Source organism: Kaistia nematophila, assembly GCF_026343855.1.
GTDB lineage: Bacteria > Pseudomonadota > Alphaproteobacteria > Rhizobiales > Kaistiaceae > Kaistia > Kaistia nematophila.
In genome coordinates, this window is the sequence record NZ_JAPKNK010000009.1 from 62770 (window position 1) to 87106 (window position 24337).

Genomic DNA, 24337 nt, shown 5'->3' on the forward strand with positions numbered 1-24337 from the left:
CGCATGAAGGCTTAAATTGCCACCATGCGGGCATTTGTCGTTTCGTTGCTTGTTTTCCTTGCGCTTTCGTCGGCGTCGCTTGCAGCGGCGCCGGGCGTTGGTGATTCCGCGTCGAAGGGCGATGGCCTCGCAGGTCAGAGCATCGACCAGTTGTTCACGTCGCTGGCCAAGCCCGGCGATGAAGCGAGCGGCTCGGCCGTCGAGGCCGAACTGGAGCGCCGCTGGCGCGATTCCGGCAGCGATACGATCGACTTGCTGATGCAGTGGGCGGCCGAGGCGATCGCCACCAAGGACTACCCTCGCGCCTTCGACTATCTCGATGCGGTCACGACCATGCGGCCCGATTACATCGAGGGCTGGAACCGTCGCGCCACGCTGTTCTTCCTGCAGGATGAGTATGGCAAGGCCATCTCCGACCTGGAGAAGGTGCTGGCGCTGGAGCCGCGCCATTTCGGCGCGCTCGCTGGCCTCGGCATGATCCTGAACGACATCGACCGCAAGAAGGAAGCGCTGCTGGCGCTGAAGAAGGCGATCGCCATCGATCCCTATCTGGACGATCAGGTCCGCGACGCCATCAAGACACTCGAGCCGCAGATCGACGGCCGCGAGATCTAGTCTCTCTCTCGACCACACCACGGATGCCTGCGGCCGTCTTCGGCGGGTATTCTTGCGCGCGGCTGCGCCGCGTTCCGGGAAAAGGAAAAGGGCGCGCCGCGTGGCGCGCCCTTCGAAATCAGCCGCCCGCTCCGCAGAGCGGGGAAAGGCCTCAGCGGCGGCCTTCTTCCGCGCCGGTGCCGACATAGGCGATGCGCAGCATGTTGGTCGCGCCCGGCGTGCGCAGCGGCACGCCGGCGGTGATGATGATCCGGTCGCCGGGCTTCGCGAACTCCTCGCGATGGGCGATGAAGCAGGCGCGGTTCACCATGTCGTCGAGGTTGTAGGCATCGTCGCTGACGACGCAGTGCAGGCCCCAGACGACCGACAGGCGCCGCGCCGTCGAGACGATCGGCGACAGGGCGATGATCGGGGTCTGCGGCCGCTCGCGCGCGGCGCGCAGCCCGGTCGAGCCGGACGCCGTGTAGCAGCAGATGGCGGCGAGGTTCAGCGTCTCGGCGATCTGGCGCGCGGCGGCCGAGATCGCGTCGGCGCCGGTCGCCTCCGGCTCGGTGCGCTGCGCGTGCATGATGTTCTTGTGGTTCGAATCGAGCTCCACCTGGGTGGCGATCCGGTCCATCGTCGCGACGGCGTCGATCGGGAAGGCGCCGGCGGCGGATTCGGCCGACAGCATGATCGCGTCGGCGCCCTCGTAGACGGCGGTGGCGACGTCCGACACTTCGGCGCGCGTCGGCACCGGCGCGGTGATCATCGATTCCAGCATCTGGGTGGCGACGACAACCGGCTTGCCGGCACGGCGGCAGGCGCGGGTGATCTGCTTCTGGATGCCGGGAACCTGCTCGAGCGGCATCTCGACGCCGAGGTCGCCGCGGGCGACCATCAGCGCGTCGGAGATCTCGATGATCTCGGCCAGGCGCTGCACGGCCTGCGGCTTTTCGATCTTCGACATGATGCCGGCGCGGCCGGCGGCGATCTTGCGCACTTCGGCGACGTCGTCCGGGCGCTGCACGAAGGACAGCGCGATCCAGTCGACATTGGCCTGCAGGGCGGCGTCGAGATCGGCGCGGTCCTTCTCGGTCAGCGCGCCGGTCTTGATCGTCGAATCCGGGACGCTGACGCCCTTGCGGTCGGAGAGCTTGGTGCCGACTTCGACGGTGGTGAGGGCGCTGGTGCCGTTGGTCGAGATGACGCGCAGGCGAACCTTGCCGTCGTCGATCAGCAGGCGATGGCCCGGCTCGAGCGCCTCGAGGATTTCGGGGTGCGGCAGGAACACGCGCCCGGTGGTGCCGGGGGCCGGGTCGCTGTCGAGCGTGAAGTTCTGGCCGACGGTGATGTCGACAGCCTTGTCGGCAAACGTACCCAGGCGGAGCTTGGGGCCCTGGAGGTCGGCGAGGATGCCGATCGGCCGGCCGACTTCGGATTCGACGCTGCGGATGATGCGCACGAGGTCGTTCAGCTTGTCATGGCTCGTATGGCTCATGTTGATGCGGAACACGTCGGCGCCGGCCCGGAACAGGGCCTCGATCATCTTCTTGTCGGAAGAGGCAGGACCCAGGGTCGCGAGAATCTTGACCTTACGCGACCGTCTCATTTGTGCTGCGCTCCTTGCTGTGCGGGTTCGTTGAGCTGGATCGTCCAGCTGGTTTGTTCGCCGGTGTCGACTTCGAAGAAACCGGAACGGTTAAAACCACGAGGCACGCAATCTTCGGTGCCCTCAATGGTAAACATTTTGTCTTTCGTGCACATCACGTATTTGCCGCTCCACTCGCCACCGTGGTCGTAGTCGACCGCATAGACGTAATAGTAGCGTGACACGAGGGTGCCGCTGACGAGGGTCTCGCAGCTATTGATCGGAACGTTCCACCAGCCTTCGGTGGTCCAGACCTTCTTGTCCTTGTAGCCGATGGCGACGCCGACACGACTGGGCGTCTTGTTGCACAGGCGCAAGTCCGCCTTGGCCGGCGCCGACTGCAGGAACAGGACCGCGAGCGCGCCCATGCCAGCGAGGAGGGCCGTGCGCGGCCAATGTCGAAGCTCGTATGATCGCATCGATGAGGTCGCGAACCGGTTGAGGCAGGAGGCAGCTTTATGACGCTGCGGCTTTCCGGCTGTCAACCTTGAGGCGAGGTGAGTTGCTGCTGGCAAGGCCCGTGTCCGATGCGGGCTGGCCGCCGTTTTCAGTCCGATGAATCGCATTTCTATGATCATCAAATTAAACACGGCGGCATGATGGCTGAAACCCCTTCGTCAACCGCGGCGTTGCGGCCGGGCGATGAAAATTCCGGCGAGGATCAGGGCGCCGCCCAGCATCTGGGGCAGCGAGACGGCCTCGCCGAGAAACAGCCAGCCCGCGACGGCGGCGGCGACCGCTTCCAGGAAGATTACCAGCGCTGAAAAAGCGGCGGGCAGATGGCCGAGCGCGAAGGCGAGCAGGCCCTGTCCGCCGGCGTGGCTGATGAAGGCGAGCCCGGCGAGCGACGCCGCGCTGTCGACCGTCGAGGGCAGGATGCGCGGCTCGACGACCATGGCGACGACCCAGAGCGCGGCGGCGGTGATCAGTGTCGACAGGAAGGTGATCTTGCCGGCCGAGGAACGGCGTCGCGCGGCGCGGACGGCGAGGAAATAGCCGCCGAAGAAGAACGAGGTGCAGATCCCGTAGAGGTCGCCGTCGAGATGCTCCGGCCGCATCTTCCAGCTGAGCCCGATCAGGAAGGTGGCGCCGAGCAGGCAGAGCGCCAGCCCCGCCAGCACGCTGCGGCCGACCCTCTCGCCGATGAAGAAGCCGGAGCCCAGCACCACCCAGACCGGCGCCATGGTGGCGAGGAAGGTGGCGTTGGCGACACTCGTCTTCAGGATGGCGAGGTGCCAGAACAGCAGGTCGCCGACGAACAGCGCGCCGGCCGCCAGGATCGCGCCATCGATCTTCCAGATCGAGGCGAGCGGCGTGCCGGAGCGGCGCGCTTCGAGCGCCGCCCAGGCGAACAGGATCGGCACCGCCCCGCCGACGCGCCAGAAGGCGCTCGCGAACGGACCGACATCCGCGAGGCGGACGAAGATCGGCGAGACGCCCATCGCCATCGCGCCCAGGACCAGGGCAGGCACGGCGAGAGCGGCGACGGAGGCGGGCGTCTGGGCGGCGGGCGAGGAGGACAAAGCGATCTCGATGGGGAAGGGGAGCACATTCCTATGGCAGCTCCACGGCCGGGTCACTATCATTTAACCATGCATGACGCTTTAAATCCGACGCGGGCCATGGGCGGCGCGGCCGGGGCCGCCTTCGAGATCGTTCCGGGTGATGCCGCCGCCGGGCTGATCCTGCTCTGCGACCACGCCTCCAACCATGTGCCGTCCGAATATGGTTCGCTCGGCCTGCCGCCGTCCGAGTTCACGCGCCACATCGCCTATGACATCGGCGCCGAGGCGCTGACCCGCGCGCTCGCCGTTCGTTTCGGCGTTCCGGCGGTGCTGTCGCATTTCTCGCGGTTGCTGATCGACCCCAATCGCGGCCTCGACGATCCGACGCTGATCATGCGGCTTTCGGACGGCGCCGTGATCCCGCGTAACGCCCGGATCGACGCGGCCGAACGCGAGCATCGCATCGAGCGCTTCTACCGCCCCTATGATGACGCCGTGACGCGGACGATCGACGCCGGCATGACGACCGGACGGATCCCGATGATCCTGTCGATCCACAGTTTCACGCCGCTCTGGAAGGGCGTGCCGCGGCCCTGGCACGCCGGCATCCTCTGGGACGCCGATCCGCGCCTGGCGCAGCCGCTGATTGCCGGTCTCGCTGCCGATCCGGCCATCGTCGTCGGCGACAATGAGCCCTATCACGGGGCGCTGAAGGGCGACACGCTCTATCGCCACGCGACCCGGCGCGGCCTCGCCCATGCCCTGGTCGAGATTCGCCAGGACCTGATCGCCGATCCCGCCGGCGTCGCCGAATGGACGGACCGGCTTGCGAACGTGCTCGTCGATCTCAGAATCGGCGAGGCGCCGCACAAGGTGCAGTTCTTCGGCTCGCTCGCCGATTCCCGACCGACCTGACCGTCGTCCGTCCCATTTGAAGGCTTGCTGTCATGACCCAAACGGCCCCCGCTCTCGACCCGCAGACGACGACCGAACTCGAGGCGGCGGCGTTCCGCAGCCTTGTCGCGCATCTGCGCGAGCGCAGCGACGTGCAGAACATCGACCTGATGAATGTCGCGGGCTTCTGCCGAAACTGCCTCGCCAACTGGTATCGCGAGGCGGCCGAGGCGAAAGGCGTCGAGCTCTCCAAGGAAGCCTCGCGCGAGATCGTCTACGGCATGCCCTATGCGGAGTGGCAGAAGCTGAACCAGCGCGAGGCGACGGCGGCGCAAAAGGCGGCCTTCGAGACCAATCGTCCCGATCATTGACGCGTCGGCACATCCTCTGCGCACTTGACCCCTTCGGCTAAGTCGGGCACTCACGCTCGCCTGTCGCCAATCTTTTGAGGTTCCCCACCATGGCTGAAGATGAAGTCCAGGGCATAGCCGCTGCCCAGCTCAGGTCCATTGTCGAGCGGATCGAGCGGCTCGAGGAAGAGAAGAAGGCGATCGCCGACGACATCAAGGACGTCTACGGCGAAGCGAAGGCCAATGGCTACGACACCAAGGCGCTGCGCAAGATCGTGGCGCTTCGGAAGAAGGACGCCAACGAGCGTGAAGAGGAAGAGGCGATCCTCGAACTCTACAAGAACGCCCTCGGCATGGTCTGAGCGGCCGGGCTGCCTGACGGGTCGATCGGAGCGCCGCTCCGATCGGACGCCGGGCTCGCGGGAGGGCTACTTGCCCTTGTTGTCGGTCGGCAGGTGCTGGCCATAGGTGCGGTCGCGTTCGTCGCGCGTGCGCACCAGGTCCTCGTAGGCCTGCCGGGCTTCCGCCGAGAGGGCGACCCGCTTGACCGGGGCCTTGGCCCGGCGGGGGGCCTTCTTGAAGCGGTCGTTGGTTTCGGTCATGGCGCTCGCTTCCTTGGTTGGGGGCGCCCAAGGCTATATCAGCCCGCTGCGCGGATCGACAGGGTCCGCCGCCATTTTGACGCGGTCGTGACTGCCTCCCCGGTGCCGCCGGCGACCGACTTTCCCAACGTCCTGATCGAGCCCCTGTATCTCTCCAGCCGTCCGGTCACGACCGCGTCCGCAGGCGTGTTGCTTCGGCGCGTCCCGCTTCGGGCGCCTCGCTCAAGTCGCTGCAACGGAAAAAGAAAAAGCGCCGCGGCTTGCCGCCGCGGCGCTCTTGCATGTCTTGAATTCCGGCGCGGTCAGCGCTTCAGGAAGGCCGTCCGTCCGATCGGGTCGAGCGAGGCGAATTCCTGCGTGCGGAGCTGATGCACCAGCGGGCCGGCGAAACGATCGGTCCGGAGGCCTTCATACGCGATCCGTCCGAATCCGAGGCGGATCGAGCGCTCGGGCGCCGCGAACAGTTCCGGGCTGGAGAATGGCGTCGGCATCTGCAGGTTGGCGTAGTTGCGCTGGCGGGTCGAGCCGGCGCGGGTCACGAGCTCGATGGTCGACGCCTGGTAGGCGACCGGCATCAACCGGGCCAGCGGGTCGGCCGAGGCCGTGGTAGCGGCGTTCTGCAGGCCGTCGGCATTGCCGAGCGAGGCAAGCTTGGGCGCGCCGGTGGAAGACGCCCTGGCGACCGGCTTGTTCGCGCGGCCGGCGACGATGGCGCCCGTGGCGGCGTCAATGTGGACCGTGGTGCTGTCGTCGACCGCGAGCGGCGCGGCATAGGCCATCATCGCGTCGCTGGCCGGTTTGCCCTTGCCGACGGCGTCGGCGATGGCGTCGGCGGCCGTGCCCGGGCGCTGCCCAGCGGTCTGGCCGCCGGCCTTCGCCGCGCTGGTCGCCTCGAGCGCCGCGAGCGTATCGGTGATGCCGCTGCCATAGGCCGGCGTCGGCTGCATGGGCGAAGCCTGCGGGATCGGCGCGACGCTGGCGAGAGCCATGACCGGGCGCACGACCGGCGAGCGGCGCGGTGCCGGCGGGAAAGCGTCTTCCGCGCCGGTATCGGCGACGGCGACGACGGTCTCCGCCTCGCGGTTGGGTGCGGGACGCGGCAGCGGCGCCGAGGCGGTCTCGAACGGGATCGCCTCGGCGTCCGGCTCGGCCGTCTTGGCGACGGCGGCGACCTGGACGGCATCGGCGTCGGCATCCACGGCCGGGGCCTTGCCCGGCTTCGGAGCCGGCGTCGCCGCGGCGGCCGGGATATCGTCCTCGTCGACGGAATCGTTGCCGACCAGGCGGCTGAGCCAGGACTTGCCCTTGCCGGACGAGGCGCTGGCCATCATGACGGAACCGCCGCCCGCCTTGCGGGCCTTGTAGGCGGCGAGCGCCTGCTCATAGCCGGGAAGCGGCCGGCCGTCGGACGGAATATGCAGCGTCTTGCCGTCCGGGAAGACCCGAACGAGCTGTTCGCGCGTCATCTTCGGCCAGTGACGGACGCTGCCCGTGTCCATGTGGACGAAGGGCGAGCCCGAGGTCGGATAGAAGCCGACGCCGCCGACCTGCATGCGGAGGCCGATGGCCCGCAGCTTGGGCAGCGGGACGTCCGGAATGAAGAAGTCCATCGCCTTGCCGAGCATGTGCTGGCTCTGCTTGGCGACGCCGCGGGAACGGGAGCGCAGCATGTTGTTGGTGGCCGGCGAACGATAGCCGCAGACGACGGTGATCGGAACGCGCGATCCGGACTGCTGGTACACTTCCCAGATCAGGTCGAAAAGCTGCGGATCCATCTTGGTCGGCTCGTTCTTGCGCCAGTCGCGCAGGAACACGTTGAGCTGCTTCAGGCCGGCCGGATCGTATCGGCCGTTGCGCTTGAAGACGATGGTCGCGGTTTCGTTGGTGTGGGCGTTGTGGAGCTTCAGCGCGCGGTCGCCCGCTGCAGCTCCAGCTTCGTCCAGTGACGCCGTGACGACCATTGAGCCGGCAACGACGGTTGTTGCGAGGAGCATGCGCAAAGCGGTGCTGCAACGCTGCAGCAGGCTGCGGTCTCGCTCGAACGGATCGGTTTGCTTAATCAATGTGCTTCTGCGTCCTTGCCCGAAATGGGCCCCCGTACAGGGCAGAATGCTTGAAGAGAGTTAACCAGCATTTACCGTAATCGACCTTTTTTACCCCGGCAGTATGGGGTCACCTGCCGATCACGGCATTGTCATTTCGCAACAGTCGAGCACGATCGTGGCATTTGAGGGGCAAAAAGAAAACCGCGCAGGAGCATTTCCTGCGCGGTTTCGCACATTCAATCGATTGATTCATACAAGCTTTGCCCCGCCGAGCGAGGCGCGAGGCCGGTTTCGGGCTCAGAGGCCGAGCGCTTTTTCCACCCGCGCGTTGTAGCCATAAATGTCGGGGCGGGTCTGAACGACGCCGTCATCATCGACGAAAGCGGTGAAATAGGTCAGGTGGATCGGGATCCGATTCGGCAGGTTGATCCACTTTTCCTTGCCGCCGACCATCTTGCGCAGCCGCTGCGGCGACCAGCCGCCCTGATGCGCCAGGAGCACGTCGGCGAACTCCAGCGGATCCTGGACGCGGACGCAGCCATGGCTGAGCGCGCGCACGTCGCGCTTGAAGAAGCTCTTCGACGGCGTGTCGTGCAGATAGACCGAGTGCTCGTTCGGGAACAGGAACTTGACGTTGCCGAGCGCGTTGTCGTCGCCCGGCGGCTGGCGGATCATGATCTGGCGCGCGTTGACGTTGCTCCAGTCGACCATCTGCGGATCGACGGGGCGGTATTTGCCGTCGACATTGGCGAGCACCTGGTAGCCCTTGCGGGTCATGTAGCTCGGGTCGCGGCGCACGGCCGGCAGCATTTCCTTCATCGTGATCGAGGCCGGCACGTTCCAGCTCGGATTGACGACAATCGATTCCATCGCGTCGGAGAAGATCGGGGTCTGGTTGGTGACCTTGCCGACCACGGCGCGGGTGGTGTGGATGACCTTGCCGTCCTCGACGACGCGGACGCTGTATTCCGGGATGTTCGCGATGATGTGGAACTGGCCGAGGTCGCGCGGCATCCAGCGCCAGCGCTCCATGTTGGCGATGATCTCGGCCGTGTTCGATTTGCCGGCGCCGTTGATGAAGGCGACCGTGGCGTTGCCGGCGATGCCGTCGGCCGTCAGACCCTTGTCGGCCTGGAAGCTCTTCACCGCCTGGGCGAGCGTCTCGTCGTAGACCTCGGGCGCCTCGCTCGGGGCGGGCAGGTCGAAGCGGGCGCGCAACAGCGGCACGCGCGGATCGGCGAGGCCGACCTTCATCGACTTGCCTTCCGGCACCGGAGCATGGGCCGTCGGGCTCTCGGCGCCGCGCGCCTTGGCGAGCGCCTTCTTCAGGCGGAGGTAGCCCTCGTGCTGCGGATTGTACGAAGCGATCGCCGCCGCGCCGTCGGTCGCCGTCGAGACGGTGGTCAGCACCTCGATCGGATCGGGCAGGAGCGGCTTCAGCGTGATCAGCTGGCCGATCGAGGACGGATCGAGGCGGCCGGCATAGGCCTGGCGCGCATAGGTGAGGACCGCCTTGCTGAACAGCAGGTCGACGGAAGCGGCGATGTCGGGGCCGGCCGGCGTGGTCGCGCCGATCGCGGCCGGCGGCAGCTTGTAGGCGGCGGGATCGAGTCCGTCCTCGGCGGCGGCGGCGATCCGGGCCATGATCTTGCGGGCCTGGGCGGTGTAGACGCCATTGACCATCCAGACCGGCTGGTAGTCGCGCTCGGCGTAGAACTCGACCATGGCGGCGCGGTCGCGCTTGTCGTTGAACGAGGCCTTGGCCTGCGGCTCGGAGAGCAGGGCCTTCAGGGCGCGGGCGGCCGGGTCGCTGGCGACATCGGCAAGCGCGAGGCTCGCGGCGCTTCCGGCGCGCTCGCGAAACGTCTTGCCTTCCGGCAGGTAGGCATGGGCCGATCCGACCGAGAGGCCGATCAGAGCCACGCCCGTCAGGAGTGCCTTCGCCTTCAACAACATCTTGCCCGAACCCTTCATGACTTCCGAACCTATCGAGCCGTCCCGGGGCGAACCCGTCGCGGTTGGTGCCTGGCACCCATAAACATCAACTGCGTGGACCGCGCTGCGATCCACGTCACTCTGCCGCTATTTTGCGGACGGTGGTTTCTTCGCCCCCCTCGGCAATGCCGAGTTCTTTGAGCTTGCGATAGAGAGTCGAGCGTCCGATTCCGAGTTTCCGCGCCACCGTTGCCATGCGGCCACGGTAGCGGTCGAGCGCGAGGCGGATCATCTCCGCCTCGATCTCGACAAGCGGACGGATGTCGCCGCCGGCATCGACGGCCTGGAGCACGCCGGGCTGCTGCGGCCGCGGGACGGCCGGCGCGGCCGGAGGCGCCGGCTCGCCTTCCGGGGCAAGCGGCATTGGCGTTCCCGGGTTGGCCTCGCCGGGATCTTGCAGCGCGATCTGCGGAAATTCGGCCGGCGTCAGCATCGGGCCATCCGATAGCGCGACGGCGCGAAAGATCGCGTTTTCGAGCTGGCGGACATTGCCGGGCCAGCCATGCGCCATCAGCTGCTCCAGTGCCTCGGGTGAGACGCCGCGCAGGCTGCGCTTGCCCTCCTCGGCCGCGAATCGGGCGGCGAATTGCCGGATCAGTTCGGGAATGTCGTCGTGCCGGTCGCGCAGCGGCGGCACGCGGATCGGGAAGACGTTGAGGCGGTAATAGAGATCCTCGCGAAACCGGCCTTCCTTGACGAGGGCGATCAGGTCGCGCTCGGTCGCCGCGATCAGGCGGATATCGACCTTGACCGGACGGCGGGCGCCGACGGGCTCGATCTCGCCTTCCTGCAGCACCGTGACCAGGCGCGCCTGTACGTCCAGCGGCAGTTCGCCGATCTCATCCAGGAACAGCGTGCCGCCCTGGGCCTTCTGCAGCTTGCCAGGATGGCGCGTAGCGGTGCCGGTCTCTAGGCCGAACAGGACCGAATCGGCCAGCGGCTGTGCCAGCGTGGCGCAGGCGACGGCGACGAAGGGCTTCGTCTTGCGGTCGCCGGAGCCATGGATGGCGCGGGCGATCCGCGCCTTGCCGACGCCGCGCTCGCCCTCGATCAGGATCGGCAGGGGCGAGCGCGCGGCGCGCCGGCCAAGCTGGATCACGCGGTCCATCGCCGGGCTGGCGGCGACGATGTCGTCGAAATCGAGCGTGCCGTCGGCCGAATGCCGGGCGCGCCGCAGTTCCGTCTCCAGCGCCCGCAGGCGGAGCGCGTTCTGGATCGACACCTCGATCCGCTCCGGCGCGGCGGGCTTCAGCAGGAAATCCGTGGCGCCGGCCCGGATCGCGGCGGCGGCCTGGTCGATGCGGCTTTCCCTGGCCTGGACGATGACGGGCAGGGAGCGGCCGGTCCGCGGCAGGCGCTCCAGCACGCCGAGGCCGTCCAGTTCCGGCAGGACGAGGTCGAGGATCATCAGGTCAAAGCGGCCGCCGTCCGGCGCGGCGAGGCGCTCGAGCGCCGAGCGGCCATCCGCCAGCAGCTCGACCTCGTGCCCGAGCCGGTTCGCCGCCGCAGCCAGAAGCCGCCGCTGGGCGGGGTCGGCGTCGACGATGAGGATCTCTGCGGGCATGACGTCGCTTCACGATGTTTCGGCGGGCGAGGGCGGCGCGATGTCGGACATCGCCGGGGCGCCGGTCGGGGCATGATCGGATCGCAGCGTTAACGCGCTGTTACCCCTGTCGCCGGGCGCGGCCGAATCCCCACTCCGTTGCGCCGAGGCGGGGACGGACGGGTTGATCCGGATGGGGGTGGACCCCTAAGTATGAGCCAATCTTTCTCGCGTTATCGGATCTTCCATGTCCTTCACCTCCGCGATCCCGAAGAGTTCCGCCCTTGCCAGCCAGCCCGCCGACGCGGCGCTCGGCCCGTTGCCGGAATGGAACCTGGCCGATCTCTATCCCGGCATGGAATCGCCGGTGCTCGTCGCCGATCTCGCCAAGGGGCAGGCCGATTCGGTCGCCTTCGAGACCGCCTACAAGGGCAAGCTCGAGGGTCTCGCCCGCGACGGCGGCCTCGTCGCCGCGATTCGCGCCTATGAGGCGCTCGACGAGCTGCTCGGCCGCATCATCTCCTATGCCGGCCTCGTCTATTCCGGCGACACCACCGATCCGGTCGGCGCCAAGTTCTATGGCGACGTGCAGCAGAAGATCACCGACGCCTCGACGCATCTGCTGTTCTTCACGCTGGAGCTGAACCGCGTCGACGACGCCGTGCTCGAGGCGGCGATGCAGGCGGATCCGGCGCTCGCGCATTACCGTCCGTGGATCGAGGATGTCCGCAAGGAGAAGCCGTACCAGCTGGAAGACCGCGTCGAGCAGCTCTTCCACGAGAAGTCGGTCACCGGCCGCGGCGCCTGGAACCGGCTGTTCGACGAGACGATGGCCTCGCTGCGTTTCGACGTGAACGGCGAGGAGCTGACGCTCGAGCCGACGCTGAACCTGATGCAGGACCCGGACGAGGCGAAGCGCAAGGCCGCCTCCGAGGCGCTGGCTGTGACCTTCGGCAAGAACATCCGCCTGTTCACGCTGGTCACCAACACGCTCGCCAAGGACAAGGAGATCTCGGACCGCTGGCGCGGCTTCGAGGACGTCGCCGCCTCGCGCCATCTCGCCAACCGGGTCGAGCCGGAAGTGGTCGACGCGCTGGTCGCCGCCGTGCGCGACGCCTATCCGCGCCTGTCGCACCGCTACTACAAGCTGAAGGCGAAGTGGTTCGGCAAGGATGCGCTCGACCACTGGGACCGCAACGCGCCGCTGCCGAAGGTGCCGAGCCGCACCATCCCCTGGACCGAGGCGCGCGACACCGTGCTCTCCGCCTATGGCGCCTTCGCGCCCGAGATGGCGTCGATCGCCAGGGATTTCTTCGACAAGAACTGGATCGACGCGCCGGTCCGTCCCGGCAAGTCGCCGGGCGCCTTCGCGCATCCGACCGTGCCCTCGGCGCATCCCTATGTGCTGCTGAACTACCAGGGCAAGACGCGGGACGTGATGACGCTGGCGCATGAGCTCGGCCATGGCGTGCACCAGGTGCTGGCCGGCCCGCAGGGCGCGCTGATGGCGCCGACGCCGCTGACGCTCGCCGAGACGGCCAGCGTGTTCGGCGAGATGCTGACCTTCCGTGCGCTGCTCGACAGCCAGACCGACCCGATCCAGCGCAAGGCCATGCTCGCCTCGAAGGTCGAGGACATGATCAACACGGTCGTGCGCCAGATCGCCTTCTATTCGTTCGAGCGCAAGGTCCACATCGCCCGCCGCGAGGGCGAGCTGACTTCCGACCGGCTGAACGAGATCTGGATGGAGGTGCAGGCCGAGAGCCTCGGCCCGGCGATCCGCCTCGGCCCCGGCTACGAGACCTTCTGGACCTACATCCCGCACTTCATCCATTCGCCGTTCTACGTCTACGCCTATGCCTTCGGCGATTGCCTGGTGAACTCGCTCTACGCCGTCTACCGGCAGTCGGAGAGCGGCTTCCAGGAGAAGTATTTCGCCCTCCTGAAGGCCGGCGGCACCAAGCATCATTCGGAGCTTCTGGCGCCCTTCGGCCTCGACGCCACCGACCCGTCCTTCTGGCAGAAGGGCCTTTCGGTGCTCGAAGGCTTCATCTCCGAGTTGGAGGCGATGGAGGCGTAGTCGCTGACGTCGTTCTGAACAACGAGCCCGGCGCTGTCCTGATCGGATGGCGCCGGGCTTTTTCGTATGCCTCACGCGCCGTCATCCCCGCGAAGGCGGGGATCCATGCAGCCGGGTTCGCGGGGTTTTCACATTGACCGCCGAGCCAAGTTCCCGCGTCGCTGCCTGAATGGATCCCGGATCGCCGCTGCGCTTCGTTCGGGATGACGGCGAGGGTGGGGAGGGGATGGATGGAGCGAGGCGTGCGGAGAGTGGTACGCCGCGCCGTTACCGGCGCAGCGTAGTTCGTCTACAGGCTCGCCTGCGCCCGGTAGAGCCGGGCATAGGCGCCGTTGGCGGCGATCAGTTCCTCGTGGCTGCCTTCCTCTGTGATCCCTGTCTCCGTCAGCACCAGGATGCGATCGGCGCGCTGCACCGTCGACAGGCGGTGGGCGATGACGAGCGTCGTGCGGGATTTCGCCAGCGACAGCAGCGCCTGCTGCACGGCCCGTTCGCTCTCGTTGTCGAGCGCGCTGGTCGCCTCGTCGAAGATCAGGATCGGCGCGTCCTTCAGGATGGCGCGGGCGATGGTGAGGCGCTGCTTCTGGCCGCCCGAGAGCTTCACGCCGCGCTGGCCGATGTCGCTGGCATAGCCGTCCGGCAGCGCCCGGATGAAGTCATGCGCGTTCGCCGCCCGCGCCGCCGCCTCGACCTCGGCGTCGGTGGCGTCGGGCCGGCCGTAGCGGAGGTTTTCCATCACCGTTCCCGCGAACAGGTAGACGTCCTGCTGCACGATGCCGACATTGCGCCGGAGCGCGTCGAGCCGGATGTCGCGGATGTCGATGCCGTCGACGAGGATCCGCCCTTCCGTAACGTCGTAGAAGCGCGGGATCAGCGCGCAGAGCGAGCTCTTTCCCGCGCCCGAGGCGCCGACGAGCGCCACGAACTCGCCCGGCCGGATCGAAAGCGACAGGTTCTTCAGCACATGCGGGCCGTCCTCCTCGTAGCGGAAGCCGACCGTCTCGAAGGTGATCGCTCCCTTCGCCCGGCCGAGCGCGATGGCACCTAGCCTGTCCCTTATGTCCGGCTCCGTCTCGAAGATCTCCATCACGCGGACGAAGCCGGTGAAGCCGCTCTGCCAGAGCCGGGCGAGATTGGCGAGGCGGTCGACCGGGTCGACCAGCACGGCGACGCAGAGCAGGAAGGTGAGGAGTTCCGCGACGCCGAGCGCGCCCTGCGCCACGCGGACCGCGCCGGCGACGATCACCATCACCGTCACGATCTGCGGGAATACCGTGGTGCCGGACCAAAGAAAGGCCTCGCTGCGATAGCCGATGCGCCTGCCTTCGAGGAAGTCCCGGTTCGCGACGTCGAAGCGCCGGTTCTCGAGCGCCTCGTTGGCGAAGGATTGCACGACGCGGATGCCGGCGAGCGAATCCTCGACCCGCTCGCTGACGCCGCCGACCCGCTCCTTCACCTGCAGCATCGCCGCGTTGACGCGGCTGTTGAAATGGAGCGCGTAGAAGGCCGCCGGCGGGATGAAGGCGAGGATCATCCACGCGAGCGGAACGTCGAGCGTGAACAGGATCGCCGTCACGCCGGCGAATTTGAGGACGGCGATGGCGAGGTCCTCCGGCCCGTGGTGGTAGAGCTCGCCGACATCGAACAGGTCGTGCGTGACGCGGCTCATCAACTGGCCGACGCGCTGGCGGTCGTAGAAGCTGAAGGAAAGCCTCTGGCAGTGGGCGAAGAGCTCGCGGCGCAGCGCCGCCTCCATCTTCGCGCCCATCATGTGGCCCTGATAGTCGACGAAGAGGGTCGCGAAGGCCTGCACGGCGAGGAGCGCCAGCATCAGCCCGCCCATGGCGTAGATGGTCGGCAGCGTCGCCGAGGGATCGTCGGCGCCGAGGAGGAGGCGGGTCACATGGTTGGCGCAGAGCGGCAGCAGCAGAGCCGTCACCGAGATCAGCACGGCGCAGGCGAGGTCGAGCGCCAGCAGCGGCAGATAGGGCCGGTAATAGCCGAGCAGCTTCGCGAGCCGCGCGCGCGTCAGCCGCGGCGTCGAGGCCTCGTTCGGATCTTCCGACAGCGATGCGGCGCGCCGGGTGCGCGTGATCGGCGCGGTCGGAGGAGGAGAGGGCTCGCCGGGGCTAGGGGCGTCGTCGCGTGTCTGCGGTTCCGGAGAACGGATAAGCATGGAACGTCATGTCCTGGTAAATTTCAAAAACTCCTTTCTGGCTGGACATGAAGGTTCTCATCGGAGGCTCCCGGGCTTTCGCTGGACGAGGCGGCACTATGGCCCTGCGCCCCCCGCCCGGCAATGCCGGTCCGGCCGAAACCGGCCGTTCGTGGCTTTTCGGCACTGGCCGTCCCGAACTGCCGCTGGGCGGCCGCGCACGTGCACCCGACCTTGTCCGTGCTGTCCGGCGGTCAGGCGATTTCGCCCAGGTGACGGCGCACCCACTTGGCCTCTTCCGACGCCGTGCGTCCGAAATGGCGTTTGAAGTCCCGGCTGAACTGGGCGGAGCTCGCATAGCCGACGGAAGCCGAGACATCCGCGATCGTCCGGCTTTGTCGAGCGATCATCAGCCTGGCCTCGTGCAGTCGCATGGCCTTCACGTACTGCATCGGGCTGGTGCCCGTCATGCCCTTGAAATGGGCGTGATAGGACGGAACGCTCATGCCGACCGCGCCGGCCAGATCGGGGACCGAGATCTCGGTCCCAAAATTGTTCCGCAACCAGGCCAGGCTCTGAAAGACCTTGCCGGCCGCGTTATTTTGTCGGAGCGCCGCGATCATCGCGCCGCCTTGCGGGCCGATCAGAACGCGGTAATGCAGCTCGCGCAGGAGGCCCGCTCCCAGCACGTCCACCTCGACGGCGTTGCCGAGCGCCTTCAGGAGGCGCAGCAGCACGTCCTCCAGGTCGGGGGCCATCCGGCTCGAAACGAGGCCCCGCGGCCTGTCGGTCAACCGGGCGCCGTGCCCCTCCAGTTGCATGGCGATCTCGCCAGCCAGCTGCATGTCGAAATCGACATAGAGCGCGATCAGCGGCCGTTCCGGGCTGGCGAGCGAATCCATCCGGAACGGGACGGGCACGGAAACGGCCAGATAGTGGTCTTCGTCATACTGGAAGACCTCGCCGTCCAGGATGCCCCGCTTGCTTCCCTGCAGCACGAATACGGCGCCGGGCTCGTAGAGGACCGGGATGTCCTGCAGCACGGCTTCGGTGCGGAGGATGCGGACACCCTTGAGCGCGGTCGGGTTGTAACCGTGCTGGGGCGCAAGCAGGCCCGCCATCGCCACCAGGGCGCGCCGATTGGGCGGCTCGTTTTCTCGGTTCATAGGATTCGGCAACAAACCAAGAGGATATGCCGTCGTCGAGGCACACGATCCATATTATCGGTCAATCAAGTGCCTCAGCAAGGAAGTTTGCCGACCATGTCATCTAGAACCTTCTTCATCACCGGCGCCAATTCCGGTTTCGGCCTGACGATCGCATCCGCCGCGGCCTTGTCTGGCCACAAGGTGATCGGAACCGTGCGCTCGGAGACCGCCCGCGCGGTGCTGGCCGATGCCGTGCCGGACGTCCGTCCCGTGCTTTGCGACGTGACGGACTTCGACCGCATCCCGGATGTCGTTCGTGAGGCGGAGGACGAGCACGGGCCCGTCGATGTCCTGATCAACAACGCCGGTTACGGCCATGAGGGGGTGCTGGAGGAGTCGCCGCTCGAAGAGATGCGGCGACAGTTCGACGTCAACGTTTTCGGCGCCGTCGCCGTCGCCAAGGCGTTTCTGCCGCGATTCCGCGAGCGCCGCAGCGGCTTCATCGTCAACGTCACATCGATGGGCGGCATGATCACCATGCCCGGCATCGCCTATTACTGCGGCAGCAAGTTCGCGCTCCAGGGCATATCGGAAGTGATGCGCATGGAAATGGCGCCGTTCGGCGTTCACGTCACGACCCTTTGCCCGGGTTCCTTCCGGACGGACTGGGCGGGACGATCGATGGTGCGCACGGAAAGGTCGATCGCCGACTACGACGCGCAGTTCAACCCGATCCGGGAAACCAGGCAGGCCGTCAGCGGCAGGCAGCTGGGCGATCCGGAAAAGCTGGCCGATGCCGTTCTGACCCTGGTGCAATCCGGAAATCCACCGCCGCAGCTTCTGCTCGGCAGCGATGCCGTCCGGCTCGTGTCGGCGAGGATCGAGCGGCTTCAGCAGGAAATCGAGGCCTGGAAGGCGGTCAGCTTGTCCACGGACGGCTGACGAGGGTGGGAACTCGCATCCGGTGGCGCGGAGCGCGGACCTTCTGAGCCAAAGGAATGCCTGCTGGATCCGGGACGATCTTCCGCCAGCGACGGAGTAGCGCGGGCTCTTTGGTGAGCCGGCGCTTGCGTGCGGCGCAAGGGATCGCATCTTAGGCTGGGTCCGATCGATTCCCGTCGCCGCGTGCCTCCGTCCGGCACGTCCGTCTTGTGAGGGCGCTCGCCGAACGCCCGAGAAGAGAGCCGCCCATGTCCGATTCCGAACGCAACCGTCTCACCGGCCGCCTGTCGCGCTATGCCCGCGTCGGCGTCAATGTCGGCGGGGTCGCGGCCAAGGTGGCGGGGGCGCGCCTGTTCGGCGGCTCGCTCGACAAGAACAAGAACGCGTCGGAACTGGCCGCCGCCCTCGGCGGGCTCAAGGGGCCGCTGATGAAGGTCGGCCAGATCCTCTCCACCGTGCCGGACCTCGTGCCACCCGAATATGCCGAGGAACTGTCGCAATTGCAGGCGAACGCGCCGCCGATGGGCTGGCCCTTCGTGAAGCGGCGCATGCAGGCCGAACTCGGCGCGAGCTGGGAAAAGCGCTTCCAGCTGTTCGAGCATCAGCCGGCCGCCGCCGCTTCGCTCGGCCAGGTGCATCGGGCGATCGCCAGGGACGGCAAGGCGCTGGCGATGAAGCTGCAATATCCGGACATGCAGTCGGCGGTCGAGGCCGACCTGGCGCAGTTGAAGATCCTGCTTTCCGTCTATCGCCGCATCGACAAGGCGATCGACACCAGCGAGATCTACGAGGAGATCGGCACGCGCATCCGCGAGGAGCTCGACTATGGCCGCGAGGCGCGGCATGCGCTGCTCTACAAGATCATGCTCGACGGCGAGACGCTGGTCCGCGTCCCGGAAGTGGAGCCTCGGCTGTCGACCAACCGGCTGCTGGCGCTCGAATGGCTCGACGGCAAGAGGCTGCTCGACTATCGCGACCGCTCGCTGGAGGAACGCAACCGCATCGCCACCGCCATGTTCAATGCCTGGTGGTCCCCCTTCGCCCGATACGGCGTCATCCATGGCGACCCGCATCTCGGCAACTACACGGTGTTCGAGAACGGCGCCGGCGAGGCGGCCGGCATCAACCTGCTCGACTATGGCTGCGTCCGCATCTTCCCGGCGCCGTTCGTCGCCGGCGTCGTCGACCTGTTCCACGGCCTGCGCGACAACGACCGCGACCGCATCGTCTCGGCCTATGAGGTGTGGGGCTTCGGCGGGCTATCGAACGAACTGATCGAGGCCTTGAACATCTGGGCCCGCTTCATCTACGGGCCGCTGATCGACGATCGCGTCCGCACCATCGCCGATGGCGTCGCGCCGTCGGAATATGGACGGCGCGAGGCGTTCCAAGTGCACCAGGTGCTGCGCGAGAAGGGGCCGGTGACGGTGCCGCGCGAATTCGTCTTCATGGACCGCGCGGCGGTCGGTCTCGGCTCGGTGTTCCTGCACTTGAAGGCGGAAATGAATTTTCACCGCCTGTTTGCCGAGACGATCGAGGGATTCGACCGCGAGATGCTCGATTACCGCCAGAAGGCGGCGCTCGGCGGGGTCGGATTGGCCTGATCGGGAGGCGGCGGCTCTGGGCGCCCGCAGCGCCGGACTGCCGCGTCCTGCCGCAGTGCGGCGATGCCGGATTGCCCGCCCCGGCCAAGTGTTGTAAACGCCGAACACGTTTGGTTCCGCTGGAGGATTGAGACAACATGGCCGAAAGCCCGATGGACTACGCTGAGCACGAGAGAACCTACGCTTTCTTCACCGGCCTTACCAAATACGGCACGATCGCCTGCGTCGTGGTCCTCGTTCTCATGGCAATCTTCCTGCTCTGAGTTCTGATAGAGGCCATCCGGCCATCTCCGGATGCAGCAATACCCGAGTGACTTGACTGCGCGGGTGTGCCGATGACCCCCGCCGTGCCAAAGGGATACGCCATGAAGATTGGTGTGCCGGCGGAGGTTGACGGGCTGGAAAGCCGCGTCGCCGCGACGCCTGAGACCGTGAAGAAGTTTATCGCGCTGGGCGCCGAGGTTTCGGTGCAGTCCGGCGCGGGATTGGCCTCGCGCATTCCCGACGCGGAGTATGCCGCCGCCGGGGCGACGATCGCCGCGGACGCCGCCGAGGCCGTGCGCGACGCCGACGTCGTGCTGAAGGTCCGCCGACCGCAGGCCGAGGAACTCCCCGCCTACAGGAAGGGCGCGCTGGTCGTCGCCACCATGGATCCCTATGGCCATGAGGACGCGGTCGCGGCAATCGCCGGCGCCGGCGTCACCGCCATCGCCATGGAGTTCATGCCGCGCATCACCCGCGCCCAGGTGATGGACGTGCTGTCCAGCCAGGCGAACCTCGCCGGCTACCAGGCCGTCATCGACGCGGCCGCCGAATATGATCGCGCCTTGCCGATGATGATGACCGCCGCCGGCACCGTGCCGGCCGCCCGCGTCTTCGTCATGGGCGCCGGCGTCGCCGGCCTGCAGGCGATCGCCACCGCCCGCCGCCTCGGCGCCGTGGTGACCGCGACCGACGTGCGTCCCGCCGCCAAGGAGCAGGTCGAGAGCCTCGGCGCCAAGTTCGTCGCCGTCGAGGACGACGAGTTCAAGCAGGCCGAGACCGCCGCCGGCTACGCCAAGCCGATGTCGGCGGAATACCAGGCCAAGCAGGCGGCGCTCGTCGCCGAGCACATCAAGAAGCAGGACATCGTCATCACGACGGCCCTGATCCCCGGCCGCGCCGCGCCGCGCCTGGTCTCGGCCGCCATGGTCGCCTCGATGAAGCCGGGTTCGGTGCTGATCGACCTCGCGGTCGAGCGCGGCGGCAATGTCGAGGGCGCCAAGCCCGGCGAGGTCACGGTCGTCGACGGCAAGAAGATCGTCGGCCACCTGAACGTCGCCGGTCGCATCGCCGCCACCGCCTCGCAGCTCTACGCCAAGAACCTCTATGCCTTCGTCGAGACGCTGATCGACAAGGCGTCGAAGACCGTCGCCGTCAACTGGGACGACGAACTGGTCAAGGCGACCGTGCTGACGCGCGACGGCGCCGTCGTGCATCCGGCGTTCAAGCCCAAGGAAGCGCCCAAGGAAGCGCCGGTCGAAGAGCCGAAGCCAATTCTCGTTGCTGAGCAGGGGGCCAGCTGATCATGGCAAGTCTTACGCCCGACCAGGCGGCCAGTGCCGCCAAGTCCGCCGCCGACGCCGCGAGCGCCGCGGCGAGCGCCGCGCAGGAAGCCGCCGCCGCCGCGCAGATCTATGCCGAGCAGGCGGCCGGCGGTCTCGGCGATGCCGCCGGCGCCGTCGCTCATGCGGTTTCCGGCGGGGCCATCGACCCCTTCGTCTTCCGCCTCTCCGTCTTCGTGCTGGCGATCTTCGTCGGCTACTACGTCGTCTGGTCCGTCACGCCGGCGCTGCACACGCCGCTGATGTCCGTCACCAACGCGATCTCCTCGGTGATCGTCGTCGGCGCGCTGCTCGCGGTCGGCGTCGACGCGGCGGTCGATGCGGCCGCGGCCTCCGGCCATGCCTGGGCGCAGGGCTTCGGCTTCGTCGCCCTCATCCTCGCCAGCGTCAACATCTTCGGCGGCTTCCTCGTAACCAGTCGCATGCTTGCCATGTACAAGAAGAAGACGAAGTGAGGCCGCGCCGATGACAACCGCAAATATCACGGCGCTGCTCTACCTCGTCTCCGGCGTCCTGTTCATCATGGCGCTCCGGGGCCTCTCGAGCCCGGCCACCTCGCGCCAGGGCAATCTCTACGGCATGGTCGGCATGGGGATCGCGATCGTCACGACCCTCGTGCTCGCCGCGCCGAAGAGCGCCTCCGCCTGGGGCATGATCATCCTCGGCCTCGCCATCGGCGGCGGCGTCGGCGCCGTCATCGCCCGCCGCATCGCCATGACGGCGATGCCGCAGCTGGTCGCCGCCTTCCACTCGCTGGTCGGCCTCGCCGCCGTGATGGTGGCCGCCGCCGCCCTCTATGCGCCCGCCGCCTTCGGCATTGGCGACATCGGCCACATCCACGGCCAGGCGCTGGTCGAGATGTCGCTCGGCGTCGCGATCGGTGCGATCACCTTCACCGGCTCGGTCATCGCCTTCGCCAAGCTCAACGGCAACATGTCGGGCAAGCCGATCCTGCTGCCGGCCCGGCATCTGATGAACGCCGGCCTCGCCATCCTGCTGGTGGTGCTGATCGTCGCGCTCGTCTTCACCGAGAGCCACCTGGTCTTCTGGCTGATCGTGCTGGTCTCGCTGGTGCTCGGCGGCCTGATCATCATCCCGATCGGCGGCGCCGACATGCCCGTCGTCGTGTCGATGCTGAACTCCTATTCGGGCTGGGCCGCGGCCGGCATCGGCTTCACGCTCGGCAACACCGCGCTGATCATCACCGGCGCGCTGGTCGGCTCGTCGGGCGCGATCCTGTCCTACATCATGTGCAAGGGCATGAACCGCTCGTTCATCTCCGTCATCCTCGGCGGCTTCGGTGGCGAGACGGCGGGAGCGGCTTCGGGCGGCGCGGTCGAGCAGCGTCCGGTCAAGCAGGGTTCGGCCGAGGACGCCGCCTTCATCATGAAGAACGCCTCCAAGGTCATCATCGTGCCGGGCTACGGCATGGCGGTGGCGCAGGCGCAGCACGCGCTGCGCGAAATGGCCGACAAGCTCAAGGCGGAAGGCGTCGAGGTCAAGTATGCCATCCACCCGGTGGCGGGCCGCATGCCGGGCCACATGAACGTGCTGCTGGCCGAGGCGAACGTGCCGTATGACGAGGTCTTCGAGCTCGAGGACATCAATTCGGAGTTCGCCCAGGCCGACGTCGCCTTCGTCATCGGCGCCAACGACGTCACCAACCCGGCCGCCAAGACCGACCCGACCTCGCCGATCTTCGGCATGCCGATCCTCGACGTCGAGAAGGCCGGCACGGTGCTGTTCATCAAGCGCGGCATGGGTTCCGGCTATGCCGGCGTCGAGAACGAGCTGTTCTTCAAGGACAACACGATGATGCTCTTCGCCGACGCGAAGAAGATGGTCGAAAGCATCGTCAAGTCGCTCGACTGATCGCCGGCCGGCCAAGGAATACGAAGAGGCCGCCCTCGGGGCGGCCTTTTTGTTTCCGGGGACTTCCCGTCACCGGGGGCTTGCGTGGCGCCCGGAATATCCGTTCCCTGCGCGGGATCATGGGAGAGGGGAGAACCGATGGGCTCCGACGTGACGGTCCGCCGGCTCCAGGCCGGGGATGTCGAGGGCTTTCGCGCGCTGCGTCTTCGGGCGCTGCTGGATACGCCGACGGCGTTCGGCTCCAGCTATGAGGAGGACTCGGCGCTCTCCGAGGCCGCGCTGCTGGCGCGACTCGCGGGCGCCAGCGCCGTCTTCGCTGCGTTCGAGGACGGGGCGATGGTCGGCATGGCCGGCTTCCACCCACAGTCGGGCCCCAAGCGACGCCATCGCGGCCTGCTCTGGGGCGTCTTCGTCGCGAAGGAGCAGCGCGGGCGCGGCCTTGCGCGCCGGCTGGTCGAGGCGGTCATCGGCCATGCGAGCCAGCATGCGCTGGTGATGGAGGCGGGGGTAACGGTCGGTAATCAATTCGCACTCGCGCTTTATGAGAGCCTCGGTTTCCGCCAGATCGGCCGGCTGCCGCGCGCTCTTTTCGTCGACGGCGTCTTCCACGACGAGATCCTGCTGGTGCTGGATATGGAGCCGTCCGCGCCGGAGGTCTGAAGACGGGAAGACGGCGTCATTGCCGAACTTGGATTGACGCTGCGGAATCAATTGTTCAGTCTCGCTGCGGGGGCGATTCACAAGCAACGGGGCTCTACTGATGTCCGACCGCAAGACCTATGTTCCGCCTGTCCTTATCAAGCGTTCCAAGATCGGCCCGATCGTGGCCCTTACGTCGCCGGTGATCTGGTCGCCGACCTAGTACGGGACACACGGTCCGTCGCCGTGACGGGCCGGATTGTGTCGAACCCGGTGGCCCCAGGCCATCGGGGATTGAACTTGGCGAAAATGATCGGCCAGCATGAAGCTCATCGCCTATGTCATGGATGGCCACGAACTGGACATCCGGCCGGCGCGCCCGAATCGCGCGTGGATGGACGCGTATTTCGAACGTTACGCCTATGGCTGCCTGCCGCTACTGATGGCCAATATGCACGGCTGGGAGATCCTCTCGCCGGTCAGTTTCACCGCGATCTGGAACGGCGGCGGCCACAAGGACGGCGTGGCCATCCTCGAGGACGAGGATTCGAACGGCCAGATCCTGAGCTTCTTCGGGAGCGGGATCATCACCTACAAATTGCCGGCGGTGTTCCGCACCGAGCCGGGCTACGACCTCTACGTCCAGGCGCCGCCGAACAACCCGATCGACGGCGTGGCGCCGCTCGCCGGCATCGTGGAGATGGACTGGGCCACCACCATCATCTCGATGAACTGGCAACTGACGCGTCCGAATTTCGCCGTGCGCTTCAAGAAGGGCCAGCCGCTGTGCCAGGTCTTTCCGGTGAAGCGCGGCGAATTGGAAAACTTCGAGCCGGAGAAGCGCCGGCTTTCCGACGAGCCGGAGCTGGCCGCCTATATCGATGAATGGCTCGCGCGCCGCAGAGGGTTCCAGGCAGCGTTGAAGGATCCCGATTCGCCGGAGCGGCGACAGAAATGGCCGGGGAACTATCGGCGCGGCACCGACGTCTTCGACGAATCGGCGGCGCCCTCGGATCACCTGACCCGGCTTCGGTTGAAGCCCTTCAAGGAAAAGCCGGATGGCGACGGAGGATGAGGCGCCCGGCGAGCTTCAGGACGCCCGCCGGGGCGCGTC

22 protein-coding genes are annotated in these 24337 nt (G+C 67.2%); 13 read left to right on the forward strand and 9 right to left on the reverse strand.

Annotation, left to right across the window (positions count from 1 at the left end; all coding sequences use genetic code 11):
- Positions 1-150 precede the first annotated feature (150 nt).
- Entirely contained in the window at positions 151-615 is a 465-nt protein-coding gene (locus tag OSH07_RS18735) for a tetratricopeptide repeat protein (RefSeq protein WP_266340206.1), read from the forward strand.
- Positions 616-766: 151 nt separating this feature from the next.
- On the opposite strand, the gene pyk is transcribed toward OSH07_RS18735, so the two are convergent.
- Genes pyk through OSH07_RS18750 form a run of 3 tightly spaced genes read right to left on the reverse strand, consistent with a single transcriptional unit; the run spans position 767 to position 3768 of the window.
- On the reverse strand, positions 767-2206 hold the full coding sequence (gene pyk / locus OSH07_RS18740; protein ID WP_266340207.1) for a pyruvate kinase: 1440 nt from the start codon (positions 2204-2206) through the stop codon (positions 767-769).
- The gene (locus OSH07_RS18745) at positions 2203-2811 is read right to left on the reverse strand and encodes a DUF1036 domain-containing protein (protein WP_336801596.1); all 609 of its coding nucleotides are present in this window, start codon (positions 2809-2811) and stop codon (positions 2203-2205) included. Before OSH07_RS18745 ends, pyk begins: the two co-directional genes overlap by 4 nt.
- 51 nt (positions 2812-2862) lie before the next feature.
- The gene (locus tag OSH07_RS18750; protein WP_266340208.1) at positions 2863-3768 is read right to left on the reverse strand and encodes a DMT family transporter; all 906 of its coding nucleotides are present in this window, start codon (positions 3766-3768) and stop codon (positions 2863-2865) included.
- Positions 3769-3837: 69 nt separating this feature from the next.
- Here OSH07_RS18750 and OSH07_RS18755 point away from each other — a divergent pair, with 69 nt between their 5' ends.
- The 3 genes from OSH07_RS18755 (at position 3838) to OSH07_RS18765 (ending at position 5356) form a co-directional block, all read left to right on the forward strand.
- The gene (locus OSH07_RS18755) at positions 3838-4665 is read left to right on the forward strand and encodes an N-formylglutamate amidohydrolase (RefSeq protein WP_266340209.1); all 828 of its coding nucleotides are present in this window, start codon (positions 3838-3840) and stop codon (positions 4663-4665) included.
- A gap of 32 nt (positions 4666-4697) precedes the next feature.
- Positions 4698-5015: a DUF1244 domain-containing protein gene (locus tag OSH07_RS18760; protein WP_266340210.1), complete on the forward strand. Its 318-nt coding sequence runs from the start codon at positions 4698-4700 to the stop codon at positions 5013-5015.
- Between the two features lie 89 nt (positions 5016-5104).
- A complete protein-coding gene (locus OSH07_RS18765) occupies positions 5105-5356 on the forward strand; it encodes a DUF2312 domain-containing protein (RefSeq protein ID WP_029076691.1) in 252 nt (83 codons plus the stop codon).
- Between the two features lie 66 nt (positions 5357-5422).
- On the opposite strand, the gene OSH07_RS18770 is transcribed toward OSH07_RS18765, so the two are convergent.
- The 4 genes from OSH07_RS18770 to OSH07_RS18785 all read right to left on the reverse strand — a co-directional run bounded on the left by OSH07_RS18770 (position 5423) and on the right by OSH07_RS18785 (position 11200).
- A complete protein-coding gene (locus OSH07_RS18770; RefSeq protein ID WP_266340211.1) occupies positions 5423-5596 on the reverse strand; it encodes a hypothetical protein in 174 nt (57 codons plus the stop codon).
- 302 nt (positions 5597-5898) lie between these two features.
- Positions 5899-7557: a peptidoglycan L,D-endopeptidase MepK gene (locus OSH07_RS18775; protein WP_266340343.1), complete on the reverse strand. Its 1659-nt coding sequence runs from the start codon at positions 7555-7557 to the stop codon at positions 5899-5901.
- A 381-nt stretch (positions 7558-7938) separates the two neighbouring features.
- Positions 7939-9615, reverse strand: coding sequence for a L,D-transpeptidase family protein (locus tag OSH07_RS18780; protein ID WP_266340212.1), 1677 nt, complete (start codon positions 9613-9615; stop codon positions 7939-7941).
- Positions 9616-9712: 97 nt separating this feature from the next.
- Positions 9713-11200 carry a sigma-54-dependent transcriptional regulator gene (locus OSH07_RS18785; protein ID WP_266340213.1) on the reverse strand — a complete coding sequence of 496 codons (1488 nt, stop codon included), beginning with the start codon at positions 11198-11200 and terminating at the stop codon, positions 9713-9715.
- A 226-nt stretch (positions 11201-11426) separates the two neighbouring features.
- On the opposite strand from OSH07_RS18785, the gene OSH07_RS18790 reads away from it, so the two are divergent.
- A complete protein-coding gene (locus OSH07_RS18790) occupies positions 11427-13259 on the forward strand; it encodes a M3 family oligoendopeptidase (protein ID WP_266340214.1) in 1833 nt (610 codons plus the stop codon).
- A 289-nt stretch (positions 13260-13548) separates the two neighbouring features.
- On the opposite strand, the gene OSH07_RS18795 is transcribed toward OSH07_RS18790, so the two are convergent.
- Together OSH07_RS18795 and OSH07_RS18800 are read right to left on the reverse strand one after the other, a co-directional pair.
- Positions 13549-15435 carry an ABC transporter ATP-binding protein gene (locus tag OSH07_RS18795; protein ID WP_266340215.1) on the reverse strand — a complete coding sequence of 629 codons (1887 nt, stop codon included), beginning with the start codon at positions 15433-15435 and terminating at the stop codon, positions 13549-13551.
- Positions 15436-15668: 233 nt separating this feature from the next.
- Positions 15669-16595, reverse strand: a complete 927-nt coding sequence (locus OSH07_RS18800) for an AraC family transcriptional regulator (protein ID WP_420909657.1) — start codon at positions 16593-16595, stop codon at positions 15669-15671.
- An 81-nt stretch (positions 16596-16676) separates the two neighbouring features.
- On the opposite strand from OSH07_RS18800, the gene OSH07_RS18805 reads away from it, so the two are divergent.
- The 8 genes from OSH07_RS18805 to OSH07_RS18840 all read left to right on the forward strand — a co-directional run bounded on the left by OSH07_RS18805 (position 16677) and on the right by OSH07_RS18840 (position 24298).
- Positions 16677-17504, forward strand: a complete 828-nt coding sequence (locus OSH07_RS18805) for an oxidoreductase (protein WP_266340344.1) — start codon at positions 16677-16679, stop codon at positions 17502-17504.
- Positions 17505-17752: 248 nt separating this feature from the next.
- Positions 17753-19108: an ABC1 kinase family protein gene (locus tag OSH07_RS18810; RefSeq protein WP_266340217.1), complete on the forward strand. Its 1356-nt coding sequence runs from the start codon at positions 17753-17755 to the stop codon at positions 19106-19108.
- A 152-nt stretch (positions 19109-19260) separates the two neighbouring features.
- Positions 19261-19371 (forward strand): aa3-type cytochrome c oxidase subunit IV, encoded by a 111-nt coding sequence (locus tag OSH07_RS18815; RefSeq protein WP_266340218.1) that lies wholly within the window; start codon positions 19261-19263, stop codon positions 19369-19371.
- Positions 19372-19473: 102 nt separating this feature from the next.
- Positions 19474-20673 carry a Re/Si-specific NAD(P)(+) transhydrogenase subunit alpha gene (locus OSH07_RS18820; protein ID WP_266340219.1) on the forward strand — a complete coding sequence of 400 codons (1200 nt, stop codon included), beginning with the start codon at positions 19474-19476 and terminating at the stop codon, positions 20671-20673.
- 2 nt (positions 20674-20675) lie between these two features.
- The gene (locus tag OSH07_RS18825; RefSeq protein ID WP_266340220.1) at positions 20676-21167 is read left to right on the forward strand and encodes a proton-translocating transhydrogenase family protein; all 492 of its coding nucleotides are present in this window, start codon (positions 20676-20678) and stop codon (positions 21165-21167) included.
- A 10-nt stretch (positions 21168-21177) separates the two neighbouring features.
- A complete protein-coding gene (locus OSH07_RS18830) occupies positions 21178-22584 on the forward strand; it encodes an NAD(P)(+) transhydrogenase (Re/Si-specific) subunit beta (protein ID WP_266340221.1) in 1407 nt (468 codons plus the stop codon).
- 138 nt (positions 22585-22722) lie between these two features.
- The gene (locus OSH07_RS18835) at positions 22723-23244 is read left to right on the forward strand and encodes a GNAT family N-acetyltransferase (protein WP_266340222.1); all 522 of its coding nucleotides are present in this window, start codon (positions 22723-22725) and stop codon (positions 23242-23244) included.
- A 301-nt stretch (positions 23245-23545) separates the two neighbouring features.
- Entirely contained in the window at positions 23546-24298 is a 753-nt protein-coding gene (locus OSH07_RS18840) for a DUF6065 family protein (RefSeq protein ID WP_266340223.1), read from the forward strand.
- Positions 24299-24337: the final 39 nt, after the last annotated feature.

Bases quoted from the DNA above. Each gene is read 5' to 3' on its own strand.
- pyk (WP_266340207.1), bottom strand. From the start codon at position 2,206: ATGAGACGGTCGCGTAAGGTCAAGATTCTCGCGACCCTGGGTCCTGCC.
- OSH07_RS18745 (WP_336801596.1), bottom strand. From the start codon at position 2,811: ATGCGATTCATCGGACTGAAAACGGCGGCCAGCCCGCATCGGACACGG.
- OSH07_RS18755 (WP_266340209.1), top strand. From the start codon at position 3,838: ATGCATGACGCTTTAAATCCGACGCGGGCCATGGGCGGCGCGGCCGGG.
- OSH07_RS18760 (WP_266340210.1), top strand. From the start codon at position 4,698: ATGACCCAAACGGCCCCCGCTCTCGACCCGCAGACGACGACCGAACTC.
- OSH07_RS18765 (WP_029076691.1), top strand. From the start codon at position 5,105: ATGGCTGAAGATGAAGTCCAGGGCATAGCCGCTGCCCAGCTCAGGTCC.
- OSH07_RS18770 (WP_266340211.1), bottom strand. From the start codon at position 5,596: ATGACCGAAACCAACGACCGCTTCAAGAAGGCCCCCCGCCGGGCCAAG.
- OSH07_RS18775 (WP_266340343.1), bottom strand. From the start codon at position 7,557: ATGGTCGTCACGGCGTCACTGGACGAAGCTGGAGCTGCAGCGGGCGAC.
- OSH07_RS18780 (WP_266340212.1), bottom strand. From the start codon at position 9,615: ATGAAGGGTTCGGGCAAGATGTTGTTGAAGGCGAAGGCACTCCTGACG.
- OSH07_RS18785 (WP_266340213.1), bottom strand. From the start codon at position 11,200: ATGCCCGCAGAGATCCTCATCGTCGACGCCGACCCCGCCCAGCGGCGG.
- OSH07_RS18790 (WP_266340214.1), top strand. From the start codon at position 11,427: ATGTCCTTCACCTCCGCGATCCCGAAGAGTTCCGCCCTTGCCAGCCAG.
- OSH07_RS18795 (WP_266340215.1), bottom strand. From the start codon at position 15,435: ATGCTTATCCGTTCTCCGGAACCGCAGACACGCGACGACGCCCCTAGC.
- OSH07_RS18805 (WP_266340344.1), top strand. From the start codon at position 16,677: ATGTCATCTAGAACCTTCTTCATCACCGGCGCCAATTCCGGTTTCGGC.
- OSH07_RS18810 (WP_266340217.1), top strand. From the start codon at position 17,753: ATGTCCGATTCCGAACGCAACCGTCTCACCGGCCGCCTGTCGCGCTAT.
- OSH07_RS18815 (WP_266340218.1), top strand. From the start codon at position 19,261: ATGGACTACGCTGAGCACGAGAGAACCTACGCTTTCTTCACCGGCCTT.
- OSH07_RS18820 (WP_266340219.1), top strand. From the start codon at position 19,474: ATGAAGATTGGTGTGCCGGCGGAGGTTGACGGGCTGGAAAGCCGCGTC.
- OSH07_RS18825 (WP_266340220.1), top strand. From the start codon at position 20,676: ATGGCAAGTCTTACGCCCGACCAGGCGGCCAGTGCCGCCAAGTCCGCC.
- OSH07_RS18830 (WP_266340221.1), top strand. From the start codon at position 21,178: ATGACAACCGCAAATATCACGGCGCTGCTCTACCTCGTCTCCGGCGTC.
- OSH07_RS18835 (WP_266340222.1), top strand. From the start codon at position 22,723: ATGGGCTCCGACGTGACGGTCCGCCGGCTCCAGGCCGGGGATGTCGAG.
- OSH07_RS18840 (WP_266340223.1), top strand. From the start codon at position 23,546: ATGAAGCTCATCGCCTATGTCATGGATGGCCACGAACTGGACATCCGG.